The sequence below is a fragment of the Vibrio sp. A8-1 genome, from assembly GCF_013048685.1.
In the GTDB taxonomy this organism is placed as follows: Bacteria; Pseudomonadota; Gammaproteobacteria; order Enterobacterales; family Vibrionaceae; genus Vibrio; species Vibrio metschnikovii.
The window spans coordinates 81,111-104,769 of record NZ_VHTC01000006.1 but is presented as its reverse complement, the minus strand read 5'-3'; the positions used below and the strand labels follow the sequence as shown (position 1 = coordinate 104,769).

Annotated in this window: 20 protein-coding genes, 1 riboswitch and 1 other annotated feature; of the genes, 13 read left to right on the top strand and 7 right to left on the bottom strand. The window is 44.7% G+C overall.

Annotation, left to right across the window (positions count from 1 at the left end; all coding sequences use genetic code 11):
• Positions 1-35 precede the first annotated feature (35 nt).
• The 3 genes from purB to mnmA are packed head-to-tail and all read right to left on the bottom strand — an operon-like array spanning position 36 to position 3,219.
• A complete protein-coding gene (purB, locus tag FKN93_RS05000) occupies positions 36-1,406 on the bottom strand; it encodes an adenylosuccinate lyase (RefSeq protein ID WP_170904605.1) in 1,371 nt (456 codons plus the stop codon).
• A 56-nt stretch (positions 1,407-1,462) separates the two neighbouring features.
• Entirely contained in the window at positions 1,463-2,080 is a 618-nt protein-coding gene (hflD, locus tag FKN93_RS04995; RefSeq protein WP_004395062.1) for a high frequency lysogenization protein HflD, read from the bottom strand.
• 20 nt (positions 2,081-2,100) lie between these two features.
• On the bottom strand, positions 2,101-3,219 hold the full coding sequence (mnmA, locus tag FKN93_RS04990) for a tRNA 2-thiouridine(34) synthase MnmA (RefSeq protein WP_154167903.1): 1,119 nt from the start codon (positions 3,217-3,219) through the stop codon (positions 2,101-2,103).
• Positions 3,220-3,530: 311 nt separating this feature from the next.
• Here mnmA and FKN93_RS04985 point away from each other — a divergent pair, with 311 nt between their 5' ends.
• Positions 3,531-4,835 (top strand): inosine/guanosine kinase, encoded by a 1,305-nt coding sequence (locus FKN93_RS04985; RefSeq protein WP_170904604.1) that lies wholly within the window; start codon positions 3,531-3,533, stop codon positions 4,833-4,835.
• A 199-nt stretch (positions 4,836-5,034) separates the two neighbouring features.
• On the opposite strand, the gene FKN93_RS04980 is transcribed toward FKN93_RS04985, so the two are convergent.
• Positions 5,035-5,448 carry an H-NS family nucleoid-associated regulatory protein gene (locus tag FKN93_RS04980; protein ID WP_004395065.1) on the bottom strand — a complete coding sequence of 138 codons (414 nt, stop codon included), beginning with the start codon at positions 5,446-5,448 and terminating at the stop codon, positions 5,035-5,037.
• A gap of 461 nt (positions 5,449-5,909) precedes the next feature.
• Positions 5,910-6,137, top strand: a riboswitch (Lysine riboswitch).
• Positions 6,138-6,251: 114 nt separating this feature from the next.
• Here FKN93_RS04980 and FKN93_RS04975 point away from each other — a divergent pair.
• The 9 genes from FKN93_RS04975 to hisIE all read left to right on the top strand — a co-directional run bounded on the left by FKN93_RS04975 (position 6,252) and on the right by hisIE (position 15,323).
• Complete coding sequence (locus FKN93_RS04975; protein WP_158138558.1) at positions 6,252-7,841, top strand: Na+/H+ antiporter NhaC family protein; 1,590 nt, start codon at positions 6,252-6,254, stop codon at positions 7,839-7,841.
• A gap of 133 nt (positions 7,842-7,974) precedes the next feature.
• Positions 7,975-8,111, top strand: a sequence feature (His leader region).
• Positions 8,112-8,151: 40 nt separating this feature from the next.
• Positions 8,152-9,048: an ATP phosphoribosyltransferase gene (gene hisG, locus FKN93_RS04970; protein WP_154167907.1), complete on the top strand. Its 897-nt coding sequence runs from the start codon at positions 8,152-8,154 to the stop codon at positions 9,046-9,048.
• Between the two features lie 4 nt (positions 9,049-9,052).
• Positions 9,053-10,351, top strand: a complete 1,299-nt coding sequence (gene hisD / locus FKN93_RS04965) for a histidinol dehydrogenase (RefSeq protein ID WP_154167909.1) — start codon at positions 9,053-9,055, stop codon at positions 10,349-10,351.
• The gene (gene hisC, locus FKN93_RS04960; RefSeq protein WP_158143780.1) at positions 10,351-11,391 is read left to right on the top strand and encodes a histidinol-phosphate transaminase; all 1,041 of its coding nucleotides are present in this window, start codon (positions 10,351-10,353) and stop codon (positions 11,389-11,391) included. The genes hisD and hisC overlap by 1 nt, the downstream gene beginning before the upstream one ends.
• A gap of 62 nt (positions 11,392-11,453) precedes the next feature.
• Positions 11,454-12,527: a bifunctional histidinol-phosphatase/imidazoleglycerol-phosphate dehydratase HisB gene (gene hisB, locus FKN93_RS04955; protein WP_170904603.1), complete on the top strand. Its 1,074-nt coding sequence runs from the start codon at positions 11,454-11,456 to the stop codon at positions 12,525-12,527.
• Positions 12,527-13,138: an imidazole glycerol phosphate synthase subunit HisH gene (gene hisH / locus FKN93_RS04950; protein WP_170904602.1), complete on the top strand. Its 612-nt coding sequence runs from the start codon at positions 12,527-12,529 to the stop codon at positions 13,136-13,138. Before hisB ends, hisH begins: the two co-directional genes overlap by 1 nt.
• 60 nt (positions 13,139-13,198) lie before the next feature.
• On the top strand, positions 13,199-13,936 hold the full coding sequence (gene hisA, locus FKN93_RS04945) for a 1-(5-phosphoribosyl)-5-[(5-phosphoribosylamino)methylideneamino]imidazole-4-carboxamide isomerase (RefSeq protein WP_170904601.1): 738 nt from the start codon (positions 13,199-13,201) through the stop codon (positions 13,934-13,936).
• A complete protein-coding gene (gene hisF / locus FKN93_RS04940) occupies positions 13,918-14,691 on the top strand; it encodes an imidazole glycerol phosphate synthase subunit HisF (protein ID WP_154167915.1) in 774 nt (257 codons plus the stop codon). The genes hisA and hisF overlap by 19 nt, the downstream gene beginning before the upstream one ends.
• Positions 14,688-15,323 carry a bifunctional phosphoribosyl-AMP cyclohydrolase/phosphoribosyl-ATP diphosphatase HisIE gene (gene hisIE, locus FKN93_RS04935; protein ID WP_170904600.1) on the top strand — a complete coding sequence of 212 codons (636 nt, stop codon included), beginning with the start codon at positions 14,688-14,690 and terminating at the stop codon, positions 15,321-15,323. The genes hisF and hisIE overlap by 4 nt, the downstream gene beginning before the upstream one ends.
• 46 nt (positions 15,324-15,369) lie before the next feature.
• Here the strand turns inward: hisIE and FKN93_RS04930 are convergent, their stop codons facing one another.
• Positions 15,370-16,053: a pseudouridine synthase gene (locus FKN93_RS04930; protein ID WP_170905909.1), complete on the bottom strand. Its 684-nt coding sequence runs from the start codon at positions 16,051-16,053 to the stop codon at positions 15,370-15,372.
• A 311-nt stretch (positions 16,054-16,364) separates the two neighbouring features.
• Here FKN93_RS04930 and FKN93_RS04925 point away from each other — a divergent pair, with 311 nt between their 5' ends.
• Positions 16,365-18,593 (top strand): NADP-dependent isocitrate dehydrogenase, encoded by a 2,229-nt coding sequence (locus FKN93_RS04925; protein WP_158138555.1) that lies wholly within the window; start codon positions 16,365-16,367, stop codon positions 18,591-18,593.
• A 31-nt stretch (positions 18,594-18,624) separates the two neighbouring features.
• Here the strand turns inward: FKN93_RS04925 and FKN93_RS04920 are convergent, their stop codons facing one another.
• Both FKN93_RS04920 and cspD read right to left on the bottom strand, forming a co-directional pair.
• Complete coding sequence (locus FKN93_RS04920; RefSeq protein ID WP_170904599.1) at positions 18,625-19,956, bottom strand: IS4 family transposase; 1,332 nt, start codon at positions 19,954-19,956, stop codon at positions 18,625-18,627.
• Positions 19,957-20,088: 132 nt separating this feature from the next.
• Positions 20,089-20,310, bottom strand: coding sequence for a cold shock domain-containing protein CspD (cspD, locus tag FKN93_RS04915; RefSeq protein ID WP_004395077.1), 222 nt, complete (start codon positions 20,308-20,310; stop codon positions 20,089-20,091).
• 694 nt (positions 20,311-21,004) lie between these two features.
• On the opposite strand from cspD, the gene clpS reads away from it, so the two are divergent.
• Together clpS and clpA are read left to right on the top strand one after the other, a co-directional pair.
• On the top strand, positions 21,005-21,325 hold the full coding sequence (gene clpS / locus FKN93_RS04910) for an ATP-dependent Clp protease adapter ClpS (RefSeq protein ID WP_040904233.1): 321 nt from the start codon (positions 21,005-21,007) through the stop codon (positions 21,323-21,325).
• 39 nt (positions 21,326-21,364) lie between these two features.
• Entirely contained in the window at positions 21,365-23,629 is a 2,265-nt protein-coding gene (gene clpA / locus FKN93_RS04905) for an ATP-dependent Clp protease ATP-binding subunit ClpA (protein ID WP_170904598.1), read from the top strand.
• Positions 23,630-23,659: the final 30 nt, after the last annotated feature.

Genomic DNA, 23,659 nt, shown 5'->3' with positions numbered 1-23,659 from the left:
ATGTGAAGTCCTTTTTAGTCTAATCAGTTCACCACTTAGAGTTGATCCGTTAGCTCAATCGCATAACCAATATAGCTCGCTGGTGTCATCTGTTTAAGACGAGCCTTCTCTGCATCAGGCAGTGCTAAGCCATCAATAAACTGGCGCATGGCTTCGCCGTCAACACGTTTACCTCGGGTTAACTCTTTTAGTTTTTCGTATGGTTGATCAATACCGTAGCGGCGCATCACGGTTTGAATAGGTTCTGCCAATACTTCCCAGTTTTTGTCAAGTTCAGCCAAAAGCGCGTCACGATTGACTTCCAGTTTGCTGATGCCTTTTAGGGTTGAAGCATAAGCAATGATCGCATAACCCACACCGACTCCAAGATTACGCAATACGGTAGAATCGGTCAGATCGCGTTGCCAGCGTGAAATCGGCAATTTTTGCGCAAGATGGGTAAAGATGGCGTTAGCTAAGCCTAAATTACCTTCCGAGTTTTCAAAGTCGATGGGGTTGACTTTATGAGGCATGGTTGAAGAGCCAATTTCACCCGCAACAGTTTTTTGCTTAAAGTGACCAAGAGCAATGTATCCCCAGATATCACGATCAAAGTCGATGAGGATAGTATTAAAACGGGCAATAGCGTCAAAGAGCTCGGCAATATAATCGTGTGGCTCAATCTGCGTTGTGTAAGGGTTCCAATTGACGCCTAACGACGCACAGACAAATTCTTCACTGAATTTATGCCAATCAATTTCAGGGTAAGCAGAAAGATGCGCATTGTAGTTACCGACAGCACCGTTAATCTTGGCTAAAATTTCAATATTAGCGATTTGCTTATATTGGCGCTCCATGCGATAAGCGACATTAGCCATCTCTTTGCCCATGGTAGAAGGCGATGCTGGTTGACCATGGGTGCGAGAAAGGAGGGGGATATCACGATACTCTTCAGCTAATTGACGAATAGCATCAATAATACGACGAATATCCGGAAGAATGACCGTATCACGCGCTTCTTTAAGCATCAACGCATGCGAAGTATTATTGATGTCTTCAGAGGTGCAAGCAAAGTGGATAAATTCGTTAACGGCGTGAAGTTCTGGAACTGTCGCGACTTTCTCTTTCAAGAAGTACTCTACCGCTTTCACATCGTGATTGGTGGTCCGTTCAATATCTTTGATACGTTGCGCATCTTGTTCGCTAAAGTTTTCAGCAAGTTGGTCAAGGAATTGATTGGCTGCTTGGCTAAACGCAGGGACTTCTTTAATTTCTGCTGTGGCAGCCAGCTTCTGTAGCCAGCGTATTTCAACGATAGTACGGTACTTGAGGAGACCATATTCACTGAAGATACTGCGCAACGCAATCGTTTTACTTCCGTATCGGCCATCTACCGGTGAAACAGCAGTCAATGCTGACAGTTCCATGTTATTCTCCTGGAGTGTGAGTTAAAAATGAAGGTGAATAAGAGTTAAGCCAAGCGTTATAGTCTTGCTAACAAGATCTGAGCTTGTTCGATCATCTTTTTACGACCAAAAATCAAATGGCGGCGTTTACCACCGACTTGACGCCAAAGCACAGCGCAGCGGATACCGGAAAGTAGCAAAGCACGTACTTTTTGTTGATTCGCGGTTTGTTGCAATACCGTTGGAGTGCCCGTTACTTGAATGCGAGGACCAATAGGACTGATCACATCAAGATAAACACTAGCAAGATTACTGATCATGGTGTCATCAAGCAGATCAAAATGTTCTACTTGACGCTCTAACATCTGCAAACGGTCGCCAAGTTGAGCCATGGCATCGCGTCGCGTATGTAATTTACGTTCTAAAGCCATCAAACTAATCAGATAACGAGTCACCTCACCTCCTGATGGCGTGCTATCAATCCCATTCACTAGACATTGAAGGCCAACTTTTAAATTGGCCTCATTACCGAAAACATCCACGGTATTATTGGGATTAAGGTTGACGATGGCTTGGAGTGAGGTTGCAAACGCGTCTGAATCACAGTGACCGTTTTTTGCCACTTGTTGAACCAAAGCCACGGCTTGGCACATTCCAGCAAAGGCGATAGTACGGTCGTAGTTGGTGTTAGCCACGTAAATACTCCTACAGTTAACTAAGAAATGCGCTGTTCAATAATCCCACCACCGAGGCAGACTTCGCCTTGATAGAAAACGGCAGATTGTCCTGGGGTAACCGCAATTTGTGGTTCATCGAACATCACTTTGATGTTTTGTTCATCAAGCGGAATAATAGTGCAAGCTATATCCGTTTGACGATAACGAGTTTTGACCGTGCAGCGTGTTGGCTCGGTGATGGCTTGACGAGAAACCCAATGTAGCTGAGAAGCCATTAACCCCTGAGATTTTAACAACGGATGATCCGCGCCTTGCACGGCAATCAAAACATTACGTTGTAAATCCTTTTCTGCCACATACCAAGGTTGCTCACTGCCGTCTTTCAAACCACCAATATGTAAGCCTTTACGCTGTCCTAGGGTGTGATACATCAGTCCTTGGTGTTCACCAATCACTTTGCCTTCCGGCGTTTCAATTTTACCCGGTTGTGCAGGTAAATAGCGAGATAAGAAGTCGGTAAATTTGCGCTCACCAATAAAACAGATTCCTGTGGAATCTTTCTTCTTGGCGGTAATGAGACCTTGCTCTTCAGCAATACGACGAACTTCAGGTTTTTCTAGTTCCCCGACAGGGAATAAACTTCTTGCTACTTGTTCGTGACTCAGGGTGTATAAAAAGTAACTTTGGTCTTTATTACTGTCTAAACCACGCAGCATTTGTGGCTTTTCACCTTGAGTTGGGAAAGTACGGCGTACATAATGACCCATAGCGATATAATCAGCGTCGAGGACTTCATCCGCAAACTCAAGAAAGGCTTTGAATTTAATTTCTTTATTACAGAGGATATCCGGATTAGGCGTTCTGCCAGCTTTGTACTCAGCTAAGAAATACTCAAAGACATTATCCCAATATTCTGCAGCAAAATTAATGGTATGCAGATAAATGCCTAGCTTGTCACAGACCGCTTGAGCATCCGCTAAATCTTCAGCGGCAGTACAGTACTCCTCGTTATCATCTTCCTCCCAATTCTTCATAAACAAGCCTTCGACTTGATAGCCTTGTTGTTGTAAAAGATAGGCTGAAACGGAGGAATCCACGCCACCTGACATGCCAACAATCACTTTCTTTTGGCTGTTTGCACTGCGGTTATCTGACATAACGTAATACCACTTAATTAACTTGGGTTCAGATTCTAACAGAAAGAATTTTTCGAGGACAGATCCGCGACCGCAATCACACTTCCCTTGCTGATTATCTGAGCTATTTGCGACCATTTTGTCATGATGGCGGGTGCATCAGGTGAGCGCTGAGACAAAGTGCGAAGCAAAGATTCGCAAAGGTGCATAAGTCAACACAGACAAAAATAAAAACCACAACGAAAACGTTTGCCTTGTTTCTGTTAGTTGCTGTTTTAGTGGAGAGCGAGTTAGAATCGCCCATCTTTTTATTCCCAAGCCGAATTGACGCTATGAAATTTCCTGGCCAACGTAAATCTAAACATTATTTTCCTGTCCATGCTCGCGATCCACTGGTTATCCAAGCGCAAGAAAATAAAAAAATGTCCCGTACACACATTATTGGAATTGATCAAACTTTGGTCGACATTGAAGCGAAAGTGGATTCTGAGCTGATTGAGCGTTATGGACTAAGTAAAGGCCACTCTTTAGTGATCAATGACGAGGCGGCAGAAGCGCTTTATCAGGAATTAAAAAGCAATCAATTAATTAGTAGTGAATATGCTGGTGGGACGATCGGTAATACACTACATAACTATTCGGTACTGGCAGATGATCGCTCTACCTTATTAGGGGTAATGAGCCAAGATATTAAGATTGGTAGCTATGGCTATCGTTATCTTTGTAATACTTCTAGTCGCGTTGATCTTAATTATTTACAAGGTGTCGACGGTGCGATTGGCCGTTGTTTTGCCTTAATCACCGAGGATGGTGAACGAACCTTTGCGATCAGTGAAGGTCAAATGAACCAATTAAATCCAGATAATATTCCAGAGAAAATTTTCCGTACCGCTTCTGCTTTGGTGATTACGGCTTATTTAGTACGTTGTAAAGCGGGCGATCCGATGCCAGATGCGACAATGAGAGCGATTGAGTATGCAAAAAAATACGACGTACCTGTAGTATTAACCCTCGGGACTAAATTTGTTATTCAGGAAGACCCGGAGTTTTGGCAGCGATTTTTAAGTGAACACGTCACAGTGTTAGCGATGAATGAAGATGAAGCGCAAGCCTTAACGGGAGAACAAGACCCACTAGCCGCTTCTGATAAAGCGTTAGATTGGGTTGATTTAGTACTTTGTACAGCAGGTCCTGTGGGTTTATTTATGGCCGGTTACACCGAGGATTCAGCGAAACGTGAAACCTCTCTACCTTTATTACCGGGTTCAATTGCAGAATTTAATCGTTATGAATTTAGTCGCCCAACCAGTCGTCTTGGTTGCGAAAATCCTATCCGAGTTTATTCGCATATCGCTCCTTATATGGGCGGACCAGAAAAGATTAAAAATACCAATGGTGCAGGTGATGCCGCACTGTCGGCTTTATTGCATGATATGGCGGCGAATAAGTACCATAAAGAAAATGTACCTAATTCAAGTAAGCATCAATATCAATTTTTGACATACTCTTCTTTTTCTCAAGTGTGCAAATATTCTAATCGAGTCAGTTATGAGGTATTAGTACAACATTCACCTCGTTTATCTCGTGGCTTGCCTGAGCGAGAAGATAGCTTAGAAGAAGCCTACTGGGAACGATAAAAACACAAACACACAGCGGCAGATTATTTGCCGCAGTGAATAATAAAGGCTCCTAGTAGGAGCCTTTATTGTATGACAGATCAATTCCCTTTTGTTAACGAAATACTCACTAATCGAGAGTTAGGCTCCAAGGTTGATGAATGCGATTATCAGCAGATAAATACCAAGCCGTTAGTTAACAAAGAGGAAATAAAAGAGTTTAGATAGCAAACTCTTCTAATGATTTACCTTCATCCAATGCTTTTTGAATGGCTAAAGGCGTACGTCCTTGACCTGTCCATGTTTTTTCAACGCCATTGTCCATGTATTTATATTTAGCTGGACGTGGTGCACGTTTACCTTGTTTCGTCTTAGCTTTAGTTTTGGTTTCTCCAGCAAGCGCAGAAATTAACGCGCTCACATCAATACCTTCTTTAGCTATTTGTTCAGCAATCGCAGAGAGCTTAGCTTCTTGTTCTGCCATTGCCGCTTTTTCTTGTTCTTCAAGTTCTTTACGCTCTTGTACTACGGTCGTTAATTTATCGAGCGCTTCTTCAAGCTGTTCTAGAGTCAAATCACGAGCATATGCACGTAGGCTACGAATATTTAATAGCGTTTTAGTTAGTTCAGACATTACTGTTTCCTGTGAGATAAAATGGTTTACCGCTTAATATTAAACCTAGTTATTTGTTCTAGCAATATTAGGATGATGATAATAACACGAATATTGAGTAAAAAAAGATTAACAAGCCGAAGATTAATATTATTGGCTTATAGTATAGCCGGTTAATATGACCATATTTGAGCATAACGTTAACCATAAACAGGTTTTTTTCAAGTCTATTTACTATTTTTAGTGATATTCATTGCATAATCATCTGTCGCTATCAGCTTATGCCATCATTAATTTTAAATCGAGAATAGTGCTGCCATAAAAATCGATGATTTCACGGGTTACTGACCAGTAACGGCAAGCGGTAGAGCATCAAAAAGAATTAAACCTTACTATAGGTTGCATTGAGATGGATGATAAGTACAATGCGATGACCTAATGCGGGAGTCATGGATTACTTAAGATGATTAAGTAAGCGGATTTCTCGATGTAGAGGTGCGGTATTGAAAAGTAACTAGGGTTGGGGTGATGCCAATGAATCCAAGTGAAAGGCCTTACCGCCGAAGTAAGTCGTCGATCAACACGGCTTGCTGGGGTTGTTATCGAATAGGGACAACACTGCCATAGTCTAAGTACCGTACGCGTTTGGTGAACATAACCAACCTACCGTTCGGTACTGTGTTGTTAAACTATGGAGCGCTACTGTAGGGTTGGGTGAAGTGTTCGCTTCCCTTTCGCTTAGTTCAACATAAGCTGTGATGATCAATATCGTCCAGTTTGTCTGCAGTAGATCTCTTGCCATTTATTATTGGTTTTTGAAGATCATGAATGTAATTGATTTTGCTTCCTCGCCTTTGTCTTTGTTACCACCCTTGGTTGCATTGGGCTTAGCAATTATTACCCGTCGAGTGTTGTTGTCTCTTGGCGTTGGTATTTTAATCGGTGCTTTACTGCTCGCTAACTATTCCGTCACTGATGCGGTTTCTTATACCAGTGGTCAAGTATTCAGTGTGTTTATCGCTGATGGTGGTATCAATACTTGGAATATGAGTATTGTTGGCTTTTTATTATTATTAGGCATGATGACCGCGCTATTGACGTTATCTGGCGGTACTCGTGCGTTTGCCGAATGGGCGCAAGTTCGCGTAAAAAGCAAACGTGGAGCTAAATTATTAGCGGCTTTTCTTGGTGTATTTATTTTTGTCGATGACTATTTTAATAGTTTAGCGGTCGGTTCTATTTCAAGACCAGTCACGGATCGTTTTTATGTATCACGTGCCAAACTGGCTTATATTTTAGATTCGACGGCTGCGCCAATGTGTGTCGTGATGCCCGCTTCCAGCTGGGGTGCATACATCATGACGATTATCGGTGGTATTCTCGTCTCGCATGGTATTACTGATTATTCACCGCTTGGTGCTTATTTACGCCTTGTACCAATGAACTTTTACGCTATCTTCGCCTTGCTTATGGTATTTGCGGTAGTGTGGTTTCAAATGGATATTGGCCCGATGCGTCGTCATGAAATTAATGCGTCGCAAGGTCGAGGATTTGATAACGATCAGGACAATGATAGTCCCGCTGCTCATCAATTAAATGAAGAGTTAGACATCCCGGAAAGTGAAAACGGTAAAGTGTTGGATTTGGTGTTACCGATTGTGCTGCTGATTATCGCTACTATTGGTGCCATGCTCTACACCGGTGGACAAGCTTTAGCAGGTGAGGGGATGGCTTTTAATATTCTCGGAGCCTTCGAAAATACCGATGTAGGCACCTCATTAGTTTATGGTGGCTCTACGGGATTATTGGCGGCATTAGTAACGGTATTCAAACAAAAAATGCCATTACGAGACACATTGATGACGATGTGGATTGGTGCTCGTTCGATGTTTGGTGCGATCTTGATCCTTATCTTTGCTTGGACGATTGGTTCCGTGATTGGTGACATGAAAACCGGGGCTTATTTGTCTTCATTGGTGCAAGGCAATATTAATCCTCACTGGTTACCAGTGATGCTCTTTTTATTATCAGGTGTGATGGCGTTTTCAACCGGAACCTCATGGGGGACCTTTGGGATAATGTTACCGATTGCCGGAGACATGGCTGCGGCGACTGACATTGCATTGATGTTGCCGATGCTTAGTGCGGTATTGGCGGGAGCGGTGTTTGGTGACCATTGCTCACCGATTTCAGATACGACCATTCTCTCTTCAACAGGAGCACGTTGTAACCATATCGATCACGTTGCAACCCAATTGCCTTATTCACTTTCAGTGGCCTTTATTTCTGCGATTGGTTTTGTGGTGTTAGGGATGACGGCTTCGGTCCTAGCTTCTCTGGCGGCTTCAAGCGTGGTGTTTATCATCGTTTGTTTTATATTATCGTGGTTATCTAAAGCGAGAATGGTTCGTTAATCGCGAGCATTGACGATAAATTAGAAAAATTTGCAATTTGCAGTTGCAAATATGGTCAAGCTTAGTTAGTGTTGAAAACAGTCGAATTAAGCCATAGAAAGATAATCAGTATGCGTAATTTTGTAATGAATATTCATCACCATCATCATCCCTAGCCAGTCTTTCGGGAGATGTACGCATACCCGGGAGGCAGGATGCTCCCGGTGGTTAAATCAAAGTATATTTAGATTTTAAACCCTTGGGAGAGCACTCTTCCAAGGGTTTTTTTACGGTTTGATTTTAACGCGATAAATAACAAAGGAATGAACGAATGCCAACACAACGCCTAAGAATTGCTATCCAGAAGAAGGGTCGCTTAAGTCAAGAGTGCCAAGATTTATTGAAAAAATGTGGGGTGAAATTCAACATCATGGGCGAGCGACTCGTAGTTCACTCGCTGAATATGCCGATTGATCTCCTGCTCGTTCGAGATGACGATATTCCCGGATTGATCATGGATGGCGTGGTTGATTTAGGGTTTGTCGGTGAAAATGTCCTCGAAGAGACTCGCTTAGATCGCCGCGCGCTGAATCAGCCAAGCCAATTTGTCAGCCTCCGTCGGATGGACTTTGGTGGATGTCGTCTGTCGATCGCCATGGATAAAGATCAAACCTACACTGGCCCGCAAGACTTGAAAGGTAAACGGATCGCGACGACTTATCCGCAATTACTCAAAGCCTACATGGATGAACAGGGAATCGATTTTAGTACCTGTATGTTAACTGGCTCAGTAGAGGTCGCTCCTCGCGCAGGTCTTGCTGATGCGATCGCCGATTTAGTCTCAACGGGAGCCACTTTAGAGGCAAACGGATTAAAAGAAGTAGAAGTGATCTTCCAATCCAAAGCCATGCTTATTCAACGTTCAGGCGATTTCACGGCCGATAAAGCGGCATTGATTGATAAATTGCTGACTCGCATGCACGGCGTGCAACAAGCCAAAGAATCAAAATACATCATGTTACATGCTCCGGTTGAGCAGCTCTCCAAAATTACTGCGTTGTTACCCGGTGCTGAAGACCCGACCGTACTACCGCTCTCGGCAGATAAAAGCAAAGTGGCAGTGCATTTGGTGAGTTCGGAGAACTTATTTTGGGAAACGATGGAGCAGCTCAAAGCCTTGGGAGCCAGTTCTATCCTTGTGTTACCGATTGAAAAAATGATGGAGTAAGGAAATGAGAACGGTTGTTTGGCCATCACTGAGTGAAACTCAGCAAGAATCGGTTTTAGAGCGCCCAGCGATAAGTGCAGGAGCCAATATTACCGCCACGGTACAAGATTTGATCAGCCAAGTTCGCCGTGAAGGGGATAAGGCGTTGCTGGCACTGACGGAAAAATTTGATCGAGTGAAACCCGACACCTTGCGTGTCTCGCAAGCAGAGATTGACGCCGCCAGTGAGCGTTTATCCGCCGAGATGAAGCAAGCTTTGCAGCAGGCGTACAGTAATATTGCCAAATTTCATAAAGCGCAAAAATCGCAGCCTCTGAGAGTAGAAACCATGCCTGGTGTCGTTTGTGAGCAAGTGACTCGTGCTATTAATAAGGTTGGTTTATATATTCCCGGTGGCAGTGCGCCGTTACCTTCAACGGTACTAATGCTTGGCGTTCCAGCGCAAATTGCGGGCTGTCGAAAAGTGGTGCTTTGTTCACCGCCACCAATTGCCGATGAGATCCTCTATGTCGCCAAATTATGCAATATCGATGAGGTGTATAACGTCGGCGGTGCTCAAGCGATTGCGGCGATGGCGTATGGCACGGAAACCGTAGCTAAAGTCGATAAAATCTTTGGTCCTGGTAATGCTTATGTGACCGAAGCTAAGCGGCAAGTGAGTCATGACTTTCAGGGCGCAGCGATGGATATGCCTGCTGGTCCGTCAGAAGTGTTAGTGATCGCTGATGAGACAGCGGACGCTGAATTTATTGCTGCTGATTTACTCAGTCAGGCCGAGCATGGGCCTGACTCACAAGTGGTGTTAGTGACGCCATCGCCAATGATTGCCGATCGTGTGACTGATGCTGTGCAGCGTCAGCTTAAAACGTTAACTCGGGCAGATATTGCTCAGCAAGCGTTGGCTTCCAGTTTAATCATTATTGCCGATTCGCTGACCCAAGCGGTGGCGATCTCTAACTATTATGGTCCAGAACATTTGATTGTTCAGACCAAAAATCCTCGTGAGCTCGTGCCACTGCTCGATAACGCAGGGTCGATATTTTTAGGCAATTGGTCACCAGAATCGGTCGGGGATTACGCTTCAGGCACCAATCATGTGCTGCCAACTTATGGTCATACACGGACCTATTCCAGTTTAGGTTTGGCAGATTTTACTAAGCGTATGACAGTTCAAGAGCTGACAGCGGATGGCTTAAAGGCATTAGCACCGACAGTGGTTGCCATGGCTAACGCGGAAGGATTAGATGCTCACCGACGTGCGGTCACGATCCGTATAGAGAAATTACAAGAGGCGAAAAACTGATGGAAAAATTGGCACGCAAACAAATTCAGGCTTTAACGCCTTATTTATCGGCTCGTCGCATTGGCGGTAGTGGCGATGTGTGGCTGAATGCCAACGAATCTCCGTTCGATAATCACTATAAAACCGACTTTGCTCGTCTTAACCGATATAGCGATTGTCAGCCACAAGCACTGATCCAAGCTTATGCTGACTACGCTGGAGTTAAGCCTGATCAAGTACTCACTTCACGCGGTGCTGATGAGAGTATTGAGCTATTGATCCGCACCTTTTGTGAGCCGAATCAAGATGCGATTCTTTATTGTCCCCCGACTTATGGCATGTATGCGATCAGCGCTGAAACCTTTGGAGTGGAGCGTAAACAGGTTCCGCTTAGCGCAGATTGGCAACTCGATTTAACCGCGATTGAGGCCAACCTTGAGCAGGTGAAATTAGTCTTTGTGTGCAGCCCGAATAACCCGACTGGCAACCTTATTCGGCGTGAAGATATCATCGCTCTATTAGAAATGACTCAAGATCGGGCCATTGTGGTGATGGACGAAGCCTATATCGATTTTTGTCCAGAAGCATCAACGGTCGATTTACTGCAAACCTATCCTAATCTGGCCATTTTACGTACCTTGTCGAAAGCATTTGCATTGGCGGGCCTACGCTGTGGTTTTACTTTGGCGAGTCCAGCGATCATTAATCTGTTACTTAAAGTGATTGCTCCTTATCCGGTTCCGGTACCAGTAGCGGATATTGCCCTGCAAGCTTTATCGCCATCAGGTTTAGCGCGTACTAAATTTCAGGTATTGGATCTCAGTGCGAACCGCGCCTATTTACAAGTCGGTTTGCAAATGGTGCCCGGTGTCGAGGTCTTTGAAGGCTGGGGTAATTACTTATTGGTTAAGTTTCCCGATGGCGATGCGCTATTTAAAGCCGCTTGGGAGCATGGGATTATTTTACGTAACTCGCCAATCGACAATGCAGTACGAATTTCTGTCGGCAATCGCGAAGAGTGTGAAAAAGTCGTCGCCTTTGTGCGCAATTATTACCAATAAATGACATTAACGGGCATCAAGGCGCAATAACCTTGAGTGCAGAATAAGAAAAGGATATTCCTGTGAGCATACAACAAAAAATTCTCTTTATTGACCGCGATGGCACCTTAATTGTCGAGCCTCCGGTCGATTTTCAAGTGGATCGTTTAGATAAGCTTAAGTTTGAGCCTGATGTGATCCCCAGCCTGTTGGCACTTCAAGAGGCGGGTTATCGTTTGGTCATGGTCACCAATCAAGATGGTCTTGGCACCGACAGTTATCCGCAAGCAGACTTTGATGCGCCGCATACGATGATGATGGAGATTTTTCAATCACAAGGCGTGAAATTTGATGAGGTGCTGGTTTGCCCTCACTTTGAACAGGATAATTGTGCCTGTCGTAAACCTAAATTGGGTTTGGTGAAGTCTTATTTGCAAAGTGGCCAGATCGATTTTAAACATTCAGCGGTGATTGGCGATCGAGTGACCGATCTGCAATTAGCAGAAAATATGGCGCTGCAAGGGATTCAATATCATCCACAAAATTGCAATTGGCGGCAGATAGTCAAGCAGTTAACGGTCAAAGCGCGCACCGCTCAGGTGGTACGAAAAACCAAAGAAACCGACATTCAAGTCGCGGTTAATCTCGATGAAACAGGCGGTAATCAGATTGAAACTGGTTTAGGTTTTTTTGATCACATGCTGGATCAAATTGCTACCCACGGTGGGTTTCAACTTAAACTAACCGTTAAGGGCGATTTGCATATTGACGATCACCACACGGTAGAAGATACCGCTTTGGCATTAGGCCAAGCCTTAAGAGAAGCCTTAGGTGATAAGCGAGGTATTGGCCGTTTTGGTTTTAGCTTACCGATGGATGAATGCTTAGCACAGTGCGCTTTAGATTTATCGGGTCGTCCTTACCTTAAATTTGACGCGCAATTTAGCCGTGAACAAGTCGGGGATTTGTCGACGGAAATGGTCTACCACTTTTTCCGCTCTCTCACTGATACCTTAGCCTGTACTTTGCATTTATCCTCAACCGGTGACAACGATCATCATATTATTGAAAGCTTGTTTAAAGCCTTTGGCCGCACTCTGCGCCAAGCGATTCAAGTGCAAGGTAATGAATTACCGAGTAGCAAAGGAGTGCTGTGATGAAACCTAAGGTGGTCATTATTGATACGGGATGTGCCAATATCGCTTCAGTACGCTTTGCAATTCAACGACTAGGTTACGATGTCACTTTGTCTCGCCAGCCAGAGGAGATCCTCGCTGCGGATAAGCTGTTTCTACCTGGCGTAGGTACCGCGAGTGAAGCGATGCATAACCTCAAACAGAGACAATTAGTGGACTTGATTCAGCGCCTTGAGCAACCGGTACTTGGGATTTGCCTAGGGATGCAATTGATGGGCAGACGCTCACAAGAGCATGGCCAACAAGCTCAGCAGGCGGTGGATTGTCTTGGCTTAGTGAACGGCGATGTGCAGCGTATGCAAACTGAAGATTTACCACTTCCCCATATGGGCTGGAATACGGTGACCGCTCAGCAAGGTAATCCGTTATTTGCGGGTATTGATGCCAATGAGTATTTCTATTTTGTCCACAGCTTTGCCATTCCAGTCGCTGATTACACCATTGCTGAATGTGATTACGGGCAGCCGTTTAGCGCCGCTATCCAACAGGGCAATTATTATGGTGTGCAGTTTCACCCTGAGCGCTCGTCAAAAGTGGGCGCAAAACTGATTGATAATTTTTTGAAACTGTAAGTTTGAATGGTTAAGGATCGCGGCTTAGTCGATGGACTCAGCCAGCATTAAGGATAAGTGATGATTATTCCCGCATTAGATTTAATTGATGGTCAGGTGGTACGCCTCTACCAAGGTGATTACGGCCAAGTGACTGAATACAAAGTGGACCCCGTTGAGCAATTTAATTTATATCACCAAGCTGGGGCCAACTGGCTGCACTTAGTGGATTTAACCGGTGCAAAAGATACCTCAGCACGGCAGCTTGAGCTGATCAGTAAGCTATTAGCCAGTACGCCGGCCAATATCCAAATTGGCGGAGGTGTACGCAGTGAGCAAGATGTTATCGATTTACTGACGGCTGGAGCTCAGCGTGTGGTTATCGGCTCGACAGCGGTTAAGCAGCCGCAGTTGGTCAAGCAGTGGATGGAAAAATATGGCGCTGAGAAAATCGTCCTCGCCCTAGACATCAATATTGATCAAGAGGGCGTGCGCCGAGTGGCGGTCTCTGGCTGGCAAGAAGATTCTGGGGTAACCATTGAAGCACTATTAGACGATTATCTCACTGTCGGCTTGCAGCATGTATTGTGTACCGATATTGCCCGTGATGGGACCTTAAATGGCTCCAATGTCGAGTTGTATATCGATTTATGTCAGCGTTACCCTCAGGTCCAGTTTCAATCTTCTGGGGGGATTGGCACCCTCGCTGATATTGCTGCACTTAAAGGCAGTGGCGTGGCGGGTGTAATTGTCGGTCGAGCATTATTGGATGGTAAATTTACCGCTCAGGAGGCATTTTCATGTTGGCAAAGCGAATAATTCCTTGTTTAGATGTGCGTGATGGGCAAGTCGTGAAAGGGGTCCAGTTTCGTAATCATGAGATTATTGGTGATATCGTGCCACTCGCTCAGCGTTATGCACAAGAAGGTGCCGATGAGTTGGTTTTTTATGATATCACCGCCTCCAGTGATGGAAGGGTGGTCGATAAAAGCTGGGTTGCCAAAGTTGCTGAGGTCATTGATATTCCTTTTTGCGTCGCTGGCGGCATTAAAACGGCGCAAGATGCGGCGCGGATCTTAGAGTTTGGTGCTGACAAAGTTTCTATTAACTCACCGGCGTTAGCTGATCCTAACTTGATCACTCAATTAGCCGACAAATTTGGTGTGCAGTGTATTGTGGTCGGGATAGATTCTTATTTTGATCAGGCAACGGGGCAATATCAGGTCTATCAATTTACCGGTGATGAAGCGCGCACTAAAGCCACGCAGTGGCAAACGCAAGATTGGGTGCAAGAAGTCCAACAACGCGGCGCGGGGGAAATCGTACTCAATATGATGAATCAAGATGGGGTGCGTAATGGTTATGATTTACAGCAGCTGAAAATGATCCGTGCGGTATGCCAAGTGCCGCTGATTGCATCAGGAGGCGCGGGGACTATGGCGCATTTTGCCGATGCGTTCCAAGTTGCCAACGTTGATGGCGCGCTCGCGGCATCGGTATTCCATAAACAAATCATTAATATTGGTGAGTTGAAGCAATATTTACATCAACAACAGATAGAGGTAAGACGATGAGCCAAACGAAACAAACTGAGCGGCCACTGGTTGAGTGCATTGATTGGCAAAAAGTCGATGGTCTTATCCCTGCGATTGTGCAAGATTTTGACTCTAGCCAAGTATTGATGATGGGTTACATGAATCCAGAGGCGCTTGAGGTGACACTAACTACTAAGCAGGTGACTTTTTATTCGCGCTCCAAACAGCGCTTGTGGACTAAAGGGGAAGCCTCTGGCCATGTTTTACACCTAAGAAATTTGGCCCTCGATTGCGATCAAGACACCCTGTTAGTCAAGGTCAATCCGATTGGTCCCACTTGTCATACTGGCACCACGACTTGCTGGGACGGTGATAGCCAAGAAGAATCACAAATGGTTTGGCTTCATCAACTTGAGCAATTATTGGCGGCTCGTCAATCTGCCGATCCTGAGTCATCCTACACCGCTAGCCTTTACGCGAGCGGCACTAAGCGCATTGCGCAGAAAGTCGGTGAAGAAGGGGTTGAAGTCGCGCTTGCGGCGGCGACGGGTGATAAGGCGGAGCTGATCAGTGAATCGGCGGATCTTATCTATCATCTGTTAGTGCTATTACAAGACCAAGGCTTAGCCCTGAGTGATGTGATTGATAAATTAAAGCAGCGTCATCAGTAATCACAATCTGACCATGCCTCTCATCAGAGCATGGTCAGACAATTATTTACAGATCGATTTCGCGCCATTCTCCGGGTTGGAGCGTTTCTAAGGTTGTGTTACCAATCGAATAACGAATCAGACGTAGAGTGGGAAAGCCGATGTGAGCGGTCATGCGTCGTACTTGTCGATTGCGACCCTCGGTAATGGTAATCGCTAACCACGTGGTGGGGATTGCCGCGCGAAAGCGCACTGGTGGATGACGCTCCCATACCAGTGGTGGCTCGATAATCTCAACCTGAGCCGGTAACGTTGGGCCATCTTTAAGCGTCACACCGCGGCGCAACTGCTCTAAATCGGCTTCTTGTGGTTGCCCTTCAACTTGCACCCAATAGGTTTTTGGCGCTTTAGCTTTAGGTTGAGTTAATCTTGCTTGTAATACGCCATCATTAGTTAAGATCATTAATCCTTCGCTATCACGATCGAGTCGCCCGGCGGCATAAATGTCTTTTATCGTAATAAAATCAGCCAGTGTTTGTCGCCCTTGACCATCGGTAAATTGGCTTAAGGTATCGTAAGGTTTATTAAAGGCGATGACTTTTCGTTCGTCAGACGATCGTGGTACAGAAGCGATTTTCTTTCGCTTGAAGCTGGGTCTTTCAGCGAGTTTAGGGCGTTCGGCGCGTTTGAATTGCGCAGGTGCGCTGGTCGTTGAGGAACTGGAAAGCGTACGACGTGAGCGGGATGACATGTTAAGCACCTTGCAAATATGTAAATGAGTTGTGTTTGAATGTTTTATCTGACGCAGAAATAGGCTATGCTTTGCGCGCCTGAAAACAAGATTGAACGACGGAATGATAGACTATTATCTTGTTTTTGTTTAATTATAGCCAATAGAGAATTTCTCACCGTGAGACTCAACCAGCACATCCATCGTGAGAGTTAACCTTATAATAGTGAGACAAACGTGGCCAAGTTTTGAGGATGTAAAACTAGCTTGTTCACGGACATTCACATCGCACTATTTCATCCCATAGTGCGGTTAGAACAAAGGGAAAGTTCATGCCTACAGAAAAACCAACCATCATCTATACCATCACTGATGAAGCGCCGGCGTTAGCGACGTATTCATTACTGCCAATTATTCAATCATTTACGGCATCATCAGGGATCAGTGTTGAGACCAGAGATATTTCGTTAGCCGGGCGTATTCTTGCCAGCTTCCCTGAACACTTGAAAGAGAATCAACGAGTCAGCGATGCTTTATCTGAGTTGGGCCAGTTAGCACAAACCCCAGCGGCGAATATTATTAAACTACCAAATATCTCAGCGTCGATTCCTCAGTTGAAAGCCGCGATAAAAGAGCTGCAAGATAAAGGTTATGATCTTCCCGATTATCCTGCAGAACCGAGCACTTACGAGCAGGAAGCGATCAAAGCCACTTACGATAAAATTAAAGGCAGTGCGGTAAACCCAGTACTACGAGAAGGTAACTCGGATCGTCGTGCGCCAACATCAGTGAAAAATTACGCCAAGAAAAACCCGCACTCAATGGGCGCTTGGTCGAAAGATTCCCGTTCTCACGTGGCGAGCATGGATGATAAAGATTTCTTTGGCAGTGAAAAATCGTTAACGGTTGCCGGTGACACTCAGGTCTCGATTGAGTTTGTCGCTCATGATGGCACTCGTAAAACTTTGAAAAAGCCATTTGCTTTGCTGGATAAAGAAATTATCGACACCAGCGTGATGAATAAGAAAGCTTTAGTGGCGTTTTACGAAAAAGAGATCGCCCAAGCTAAACAGCAAGATATTTTGCTTTCTTTGCATCTCAAAGCGACGATGATGAAAGTCTCTGATCCGGTGATTTTTGGTTATGCGGTTAAAGTTTATTACCAAGATGTATTTGCTAAATACGGTGAGCTGTTTGATCAACTCGGTGTTGATGTTAATAATGGTCTTGGCGATGTTTACGCTAAAATTCAGACCTTACCACAAGCGCAGCGTGAAGAAATCGAGTCTGCCATTCAAGCGGTATACACCACTCAACCTCCGTTAGCGATGGTTGACTCAGATCGTGGTATCACCAATTTACACGTGCCAAGCGATATTATTGTTGATGCTTCAATGCCAGCGATGATCCGCTCATCAGGTCAAATGTGGGGACCGGATGGTAAACAAAAAGATACTAAGGCGTTGATCCCTGATCGTTGCTACTCAGGGGTGTATCAAGCGGTGATTGATTTTTGTCGTGATAATGGCGCTTTTGACCCAACGACCATGGGTAGTGTGCCTAACGTTGGTTTAATGGCACAAAAAGCCGAAGAATATGGTTCACACGACAAAACCTTTATCCTTGATGCTGATGGCGTTGTGCAAGTCATTGATCAATCAGGTAAAGTATTGCTTGAACAGGTTGTCGAAGCGGGGGATATCTTCCGTATGTGCCAAGTGAAAGATGCACCGATTCAAGATTGGGTTAAATTAGCCGTTAATCGTGCTCGCGCAACGGGAGTGCCAGCGGTATTCTGGCTCGATGACTCTCGCGCCCACGATCTTGAGCTGATTAAAAAGGTTAAGCAATACTTGCCGGATCACGATACCCATGGTCTAGACATTAAAATTATGTCGCCAGTACAAGCTACACTCTATACTTTGGCGCGCATGAAAGAAGGCAAAGACACCATTTCAGTAACCGGTAATGTACTGCGTGATTATCTGACTGATTTATTCCCGATCCTTGAATTAGGAACGTCAGCGAAAATGCTATCCATCGTTCCGCTAATGAACGGTGGCGGTCTGTTTGAGACCGGAGCGGGTGGCTCTGCACCGAAGCACGTACAACAAGTGCAGAAAGAGAATCACCTACGTTGGGATTCTTTGGGTGAGTTTCTCGCTCTTGCTGCCTCACTGGAGCATCTGAGTGTGGTCACGGGTAATCCGAAAGCCCAAGTATTGGCTGATACCTTGGATGTAGCAACAGGCAAGTTTTTAGATAATAACAAATCACCGTCACGTAAAGTCGGCGAGTTAGATAACCGTGGCAGCCATTATTACCTTGCTACTTACTGGGCAGAAGCCCTTGCTGAGCAAAAGCAAGATAGTGATTTAGCCACGGAGTTCGCTCCCATTGCTCAGCAATTGAAGGCGCAAGAGCAACAGATTATTCAAGAACTTAATCAGGCGCAGGGCGTGCCGGGTGATTTAGGTGGCTATTACGCCCCTGAGTTTGCCAAGGCGTCTACTTTGATGCGTCCTAGCCAGACGTTAAATAAGATTATTGACCGCGCTTAAACAACAAAACCCGCCGAAAGGCTAACTCCTATCACTTAACGTGTTTGGAACGAACTGGGTAGCGAGTTTTACTCATACGAACGGTCCTGGATTTGGGCCGTTTTTTTCGTTCTGGCAGAATGTAACGCTTTACTCGCTCTCGCATTGCCCTCAGCTTTTTAGGGATTGAGCCGGGTGAGGCTATCGCACACCACATCAGTTCATCTTGGATATCTCGAAGTGCCATCATAAAGCTTATCCGAAGAGGTGATACCTTGGCTTCTTTCGCAATGCGGCTGATTTCTAAGCGAACCAGATTGTAAGCAATCAGTATTCCCCATACCTCTTGTTCTATCCCTTCTACAGACTGGCTTCGGAGAAGAAGTTCATCCTCTAGCATGTCGTGCTTTATCTCTCCATAACTGCTCTCAATTTCCCAACGTTCGAAGTAGACATCCAACAGGGATTGAAGGTCATATTGGCTATCTGTTAAAGAGGTGAGTACGCCTTTTATATGGGCAGGTTGCTCTGATTCAGGATATAAGGCCAATCTCGCTTGCCATTTCTCTGGGAGAGTTGGGTCTTGCTTGCGCGCATGTTGTGAAACATCCATTTCGACAATCAAATCTCGTCCCTCCTTGTCTAGTTTCCTAATGACCTCATACTGTGTATTCGATTTTATTGGGGTCATCCAGTGACTAGAGCCGTGTTGACGCTGCCAGTTAATCATTAGCTCGGCACTTAAATAACATCGGTCAAAAATTGTGAGGGAGTTAGGCATTGTTGATGAGATTAACTGTTTAGCGTAGCTCACTTCTCCTGTTGAACTAGGACCAAAAGCGACATCATGGAGTAAACGACTACGAAGAGAGCAAAGCGCGCATAGCCGAACAACAGGGTATTCGGTGTGACGATTTTTACTGTGCTTAACGTACTGATAGTGTTTAGCAAGTGCCTCGGTATCATGAGTTCTAAATTGCGTCCCATCGACTGAAAACAGTCTTAAACCAAACCATTTATCCTCACTATCTTCGGACTGGGTCCAGTGCTGAGCCGTCATAGTGAATAGGGCTTTTAGTGGTTCTGCCGTAAGACGTTTTCTGGCTTGAGGAATAGCACTTGGCGCAATGGATTCACCTAAAGAGTTAGATAGTTTTAAGTCTAACTTGTCCAAAACGTCAGTAATCGGTCTGTCGCGATATAAGCCAATACCGACTAGTAGCCAAACGACCAACTCAGCAGGTAGCTTTCGTCTTCTCATGCTGGCTTTATTCGTTTCATCAAGCGCTTGATTTATCCATTCTAATGGAAGCTCTTTTTGAAAAAGCGCAAGTGAATCAGGAGAAGCGAAGTCATCAACATCAATAAGCCAGTGAGCCAACATAAAAAATACCCTCAAACATGGAATGCTTGAGGGTATTTTCAACCAACCACAGGATCGTTCAACTGATCATTTGCTTAACTGATCGGTGTTAGCCGAAAGGCGGGTTAGTTTTAGACACAAGTTGGCAGCGAATTATTTACTTGGTTGGCCTTCAATCGGTACCACATTACTCGCATGATAGCCTTTAGGGCCCTGTTCCACTTCATAAGCAACCTGTTGGCCCGCCTTTAATGTGCGATAGCCATCCATTTTGATCGTTGAATAATGAGCAAAAATGTCTTCATTTCCGCCTTCCGGACAAATAAAACCAAATCCTTTAGCGTTGTTGAACCATTTTACTGTACCTGTAGCCATGCTATACATCCCTCATGCATTGTATTACTGATGTTGTTAACGCTTACCTTGTTTATCGACAATCTCCAATAAACAAGGCATCAATCTTCGCTTTTTATTCCGTTAGCGAAGCGGTTGTTAAGTGAATAACCATTTAGCCGCTGCCAAATTTTTAGTCACTAATTGACCAATGTAGCCAATGATTGAGCGCAGTCAATAGTAAAAAGACATAAAAATCGTCACTTTTATAGGTAAATCACTTAACTAGCCTGCTATTAAACGCATATTTATCAAATACACGCTGGCGTTGGGGTATTGATAGTGTCTCAGCAGCATTGATAATGTGATCCTCAATCGCTAAGAGATAGATGCGTTGTTTAGGATTTCCCTCCAGATCTCAGTTGATCGATTGAAGGGGTTATTAACGTAAGATGATGTAATGAGAAATTTAGCGTGTGGATAAATGCAATTTGATTTGCAAATAGCAATGCATAATGTGATATCTGGTGCATAGTGGTGGGCAAATTTTACACATTTGAACCTAGCGGATAACCGGAAAAGTGAGGTTTTATTTGCAGCGATACCATTGCTAGATTAGTCTCTAAGTAAGGGTTGTTTTTCACCTGAGCAAGCCACCAGTAAAGTTTATTTACTGCGCTGATGAAAAGGGTAACAATGAGTAATACAACGAGAAACGCTCCTAAATACGACGGTTATGAGTAGAAATTTTGAATGGGTCACTCCAGGCTCTGACTTACTGGAGAAAGAGAAAACCGCGGTTAAACCCCCGGCAATGTATCATGTGGTACTCAATAACGATGATTATACTCCGATGGACTTTGTCATCGAAATACTGGCTCGGTTCTTTTCAATGGACATGGAACGAGCGACGCAAGTCATGTTGAGAGTTCATTATGAAGGAAAAGCCATTTGTGGCACGTATACTGCAGAGGTAGCAGAGACGAAGGTGGCACAAGTCGCGACATACTCAAGAGAAAATGAGCATCCCCTCTTGTGTACCATGGAGCAAGCTTAGACTTGCAACAACAATCTGGTTGTTCCTCAAGGAGGCCTTATGCTTAACAAAGAACTAGAATCGAGTCTCAATGGCGCGTTCGCTCGAGCGCGAGATAAAAGACATGAATTTATGACCGTCGAGCACCTCCTACTTGCATTATTAGAAAATGATGCAGCGAAGGATGCACTCGTCGCTTGTCAAGCCGATATCGATAACTTACGTCGCGAGCTTGATCAGTTTATTGATCAAACTACACCCTTAATTCCTAATAATGATGAAACACGCGAAACTCAGCCTACATTAAGTTTTCAACGTGTATTACAGCGCGCTGTTTTCCATGTTCAATCTTCTGGTCGCAGTGAAGTCACGGGTGCTAACGTACTGGTTGCCATTTTTAGTGAGCAAGAATCTCGCGCGGCGTACCTATTGAAAAAGAACGATATCAGCCGTCTCGATATTGTTAACTACATTTCTCATGGCATCACGAAAACATCTGGTGCCGAAGATTCGTCAGGGGATGCCTTTGGTAGCAGTAGCCCTGAAGAATCAAATTCTGATGAACGTTTAGAAAGCTTTGCTTGCAACTTAAATCAGCTTGCCAAACAAGGCCAAATTGACCCTCTAATCGGCCGAGATAAAGAGCTTGAGCGCACTATTCAAGTATTATGTCGTCGTCGCAAAAATAACCCTTTATTAGTGGGTGAGGCCGGAGTAGGTAAAACTGCGATTGCTGAAGGTTTAGCGTGGAGGATTGTTGAAGGTGAAGTACCTGAAGTCATCCAAAATAGCGTGATTTACTCTTTAGATATTGGTTCGTTATTAGCCGGGACCAAATACCGTGGTGATTTTGAAAAACGTTTTAAAACCATTCTAAAACAGTTAGAAAAAGAAAAAGATGCAATTTTATTTATCGATGAAATTCATACCATCATCGGTGCTGGGGCGGCTTCTGGCGGACAAGTTGATGCGGCTAATTTAATCAAACCTTTGCTGAGTAGTGGTAAGCTACGTTGTATCGGCTCAACGACTTATCAGGAATACAACACCATATTCGAAAAAGAGCGTGCGTTATCCCGTCGCTTCCAGAAAATTGATGTTGTCGAGCCTTCCATCGATGATACAACAAAAATTTTGATGGGCTTAAAACCAAAATATGAAGCTCACCACGATGTTCGTTATACCAATAAAGCGTTGCGCGCAGCGGTGGAGCTCTCGGCTAAATACATTAACGAGCGTCACTTGCCAGATAAAGCGATTGACGTCATTGATGAAGCTGGGGCGAGAGTTCGATTGATGCCTGCAAACCGACGCAGAAAAACGGTCGGTGTGGCAGAAATTGAAGCCATGGTTGCTAAAATGGCTCGCATACCCGAAAAGTCAGTTTCTTCTTCAGATAAAGATATTTTGAAAAATCTGGATAAGAAGATGAAGATGCTGGTATTTGGTCAAGACAAAGCTATTGAAGTGTTGAGCGAGTCGATTAAGCTGACTCGTGCAGGATTGGGTGCGGAAAATCGCCCTGTCGGCTCCTTCTTATTTGCAGGCCCAACAGGGGTCGGTAAAACTGAAGTCACTGTTCAGCTATCTAAGTTGCTTGGTATCGAGTTACTGCGCTTTGATATGTCGGAATATGGTGAGCGTCACTCGGTCAGTCGTTTAATTGGTGCGCCTCCTGGTTATGTTGGTTACGACCAAGGCGGATTATTGACTGATGCAGTGATTAAACATCCTCATGCTGTCGTGTTATTGGATGAGATAGAAAAAGCGCATCCCGATGTATTTAACCTATTACTCCAAGTGATGGATAATGGGACGTTAACCGATAATAATGGCCGTAAAGCCGATTTTCGTAACGTTATCTTAGTCATGACCACCAACGCTGGGGTTGCGGAAACGGTTAAAAAATCGATTGGTATGATTCAGCAGGATCACAGCCATGACGCGATGGCGGAGATCAAGAAGGTCTTTACGCCAGAGTTTCGTAACCGTTTGGATCATGTAATTTGGTTCAATAGCCTTGATGAGCGAGTGATTCACCAAGTCGTTGATAAATTTATTGTTGAACTACAAGTGCAGCTTGATGCTCGTGGTGTTTCTCTTGAAGTGTCAGAAGATGCACGCCACTGGTTAGCCGTGAAAGGGTATGATCGTGACATGGGGGCTCGCCCGATGGGTCGAGTGATTCAAGATCAGTTGAAAAAACCATTGGCTAATGAATTACTGTTTGGTTCGTTAGTCGAAGGTGGAACGGTCAAAGTGGATTTAGCTGATGATCAATTAACGTTTCAGTATATGAGTTCTCGTGAAAAGGTCGCTCATTAAGCGTAATCCTTTGCTCAGCGAAACTCACGA

Bases quoted from the DNA above. Each gene is read 5' to 3' on its own strand.
- hisIE (WP_170904600.1), top strand. From the start codon at position 14,688: ATGAGCCAAACGAAACAAACTGAGCGGCCACTGGTTGAGTGCATTGAT.
- hisD (WP_154167909.1), top strand. From the start codon at position 9,053: ATGAGAACGGTTGTTTGGCCATCACTGAGTGAAACTCAGCAAGAATCG.
- clpA (WP_170904598.1), top strand. From the start codon at position 21,365: ATGCTTAACAAAGAACTAGAATCGAGTCTCAATGGCGCGTTCGCTCGA.
- hisF (WP_154167915.1), top strand. From the start codon at position 13,918: ATGTTGGCAAAGCGAATAATTCCTTGTTTAGATGTGCGTGATGGGCAA.
- hisG (WP_154167907.1), top strand. From the start codon at position 8,152: ATGCCAACACAACGCCTAAGAATTGCTATCCAGAAGAAGGGTCGCTTA.
- FKN93_RS04920 (WP_170904599.1), bottom strand. From the start codon at position 19,956: ATGTTGGCTCACTGGCTTATTGATGTTGATGACTTCGCTTCTCCTGAT.
- FKN93_RS04930 (WP_170905909.1), bottom strand. From the start codon at position 16,053: ATGTCATCCCGCTCACGTCGTACGCTTTCCAGTTCCTCAACGACCAGC.
- clpS (WP_040904233.1), top strand. From the start codon at position 21,005: ATGAGTAGAAATTTTGAATGGGTCACTCCAGGCTCTGACTTACTGGAG.
- hisC (WP_158143780.1), top strand. From the start codon at position 10,351: ATGGAAAAATTGGCACGCAAACAAATTCAGGCTTTAACGCCTTATTTA.
- hisA (WP_170904601.1), top strand. From the start codon at position 13,199: ATGATTATTCCCGCATTAGATTTAATTGATGGTCAGGTGGTACGCCTC.
- FKN93_RS04985 (WP_170904604.1), top strand. From the start codon at position 3,531: ATGAAATTTCCTGGCCAACGTAAATCTAAACATTATTTTCCTGTCCAT.
- FKN93_RS04980 (WP_004395065.1), bottom strand. From the start codon at position 5,448: ATGTCTGAACTAACTAAAACGCTATTAAATATTCGTAGCCTACGTGCA.
- cspD (WP_004395077.1), bottom strand. From the start codon at position 20,310: ATGGCTACAGGTACAGTAAAATGGTTCAACAACGCTAAAGGATTTGGT.
- hisH (WP_170904602.1), top strand. From the start codon at position 12,527: ATGAAACCTAAGGTGGTCATTATTGATACGGGATGTGCCAATATCGCT.
- FKN93_RS04925 (WP_158138555.1), top strand. From the start codon at position 16,365: ATGCCTACAGAAAAACCAACCATCATCTATACCATCACTGATGAAGCG.
- FKN93_RS04975 (WP_158138558.1), top strand. From the start codon at position 6,252: ATGAATGTAATTGATTTTGCTTCCTCGCCTTTGTCTTTGTTACCACCC.
- purB (WP_170904605.1), bottom strand. From the start codon at position 1,406: ATGGAACTGTCAGCATTGACTGCTGTTTCACCGGTAGATGGCCGATAC.
- mnmA (WP_154167903.1), bottom strand. From the start codon at position 3,219: ATGTCAGATAACCGCAGTGCAAACAGCCAAAAGAAAGTGATTGTTGGC.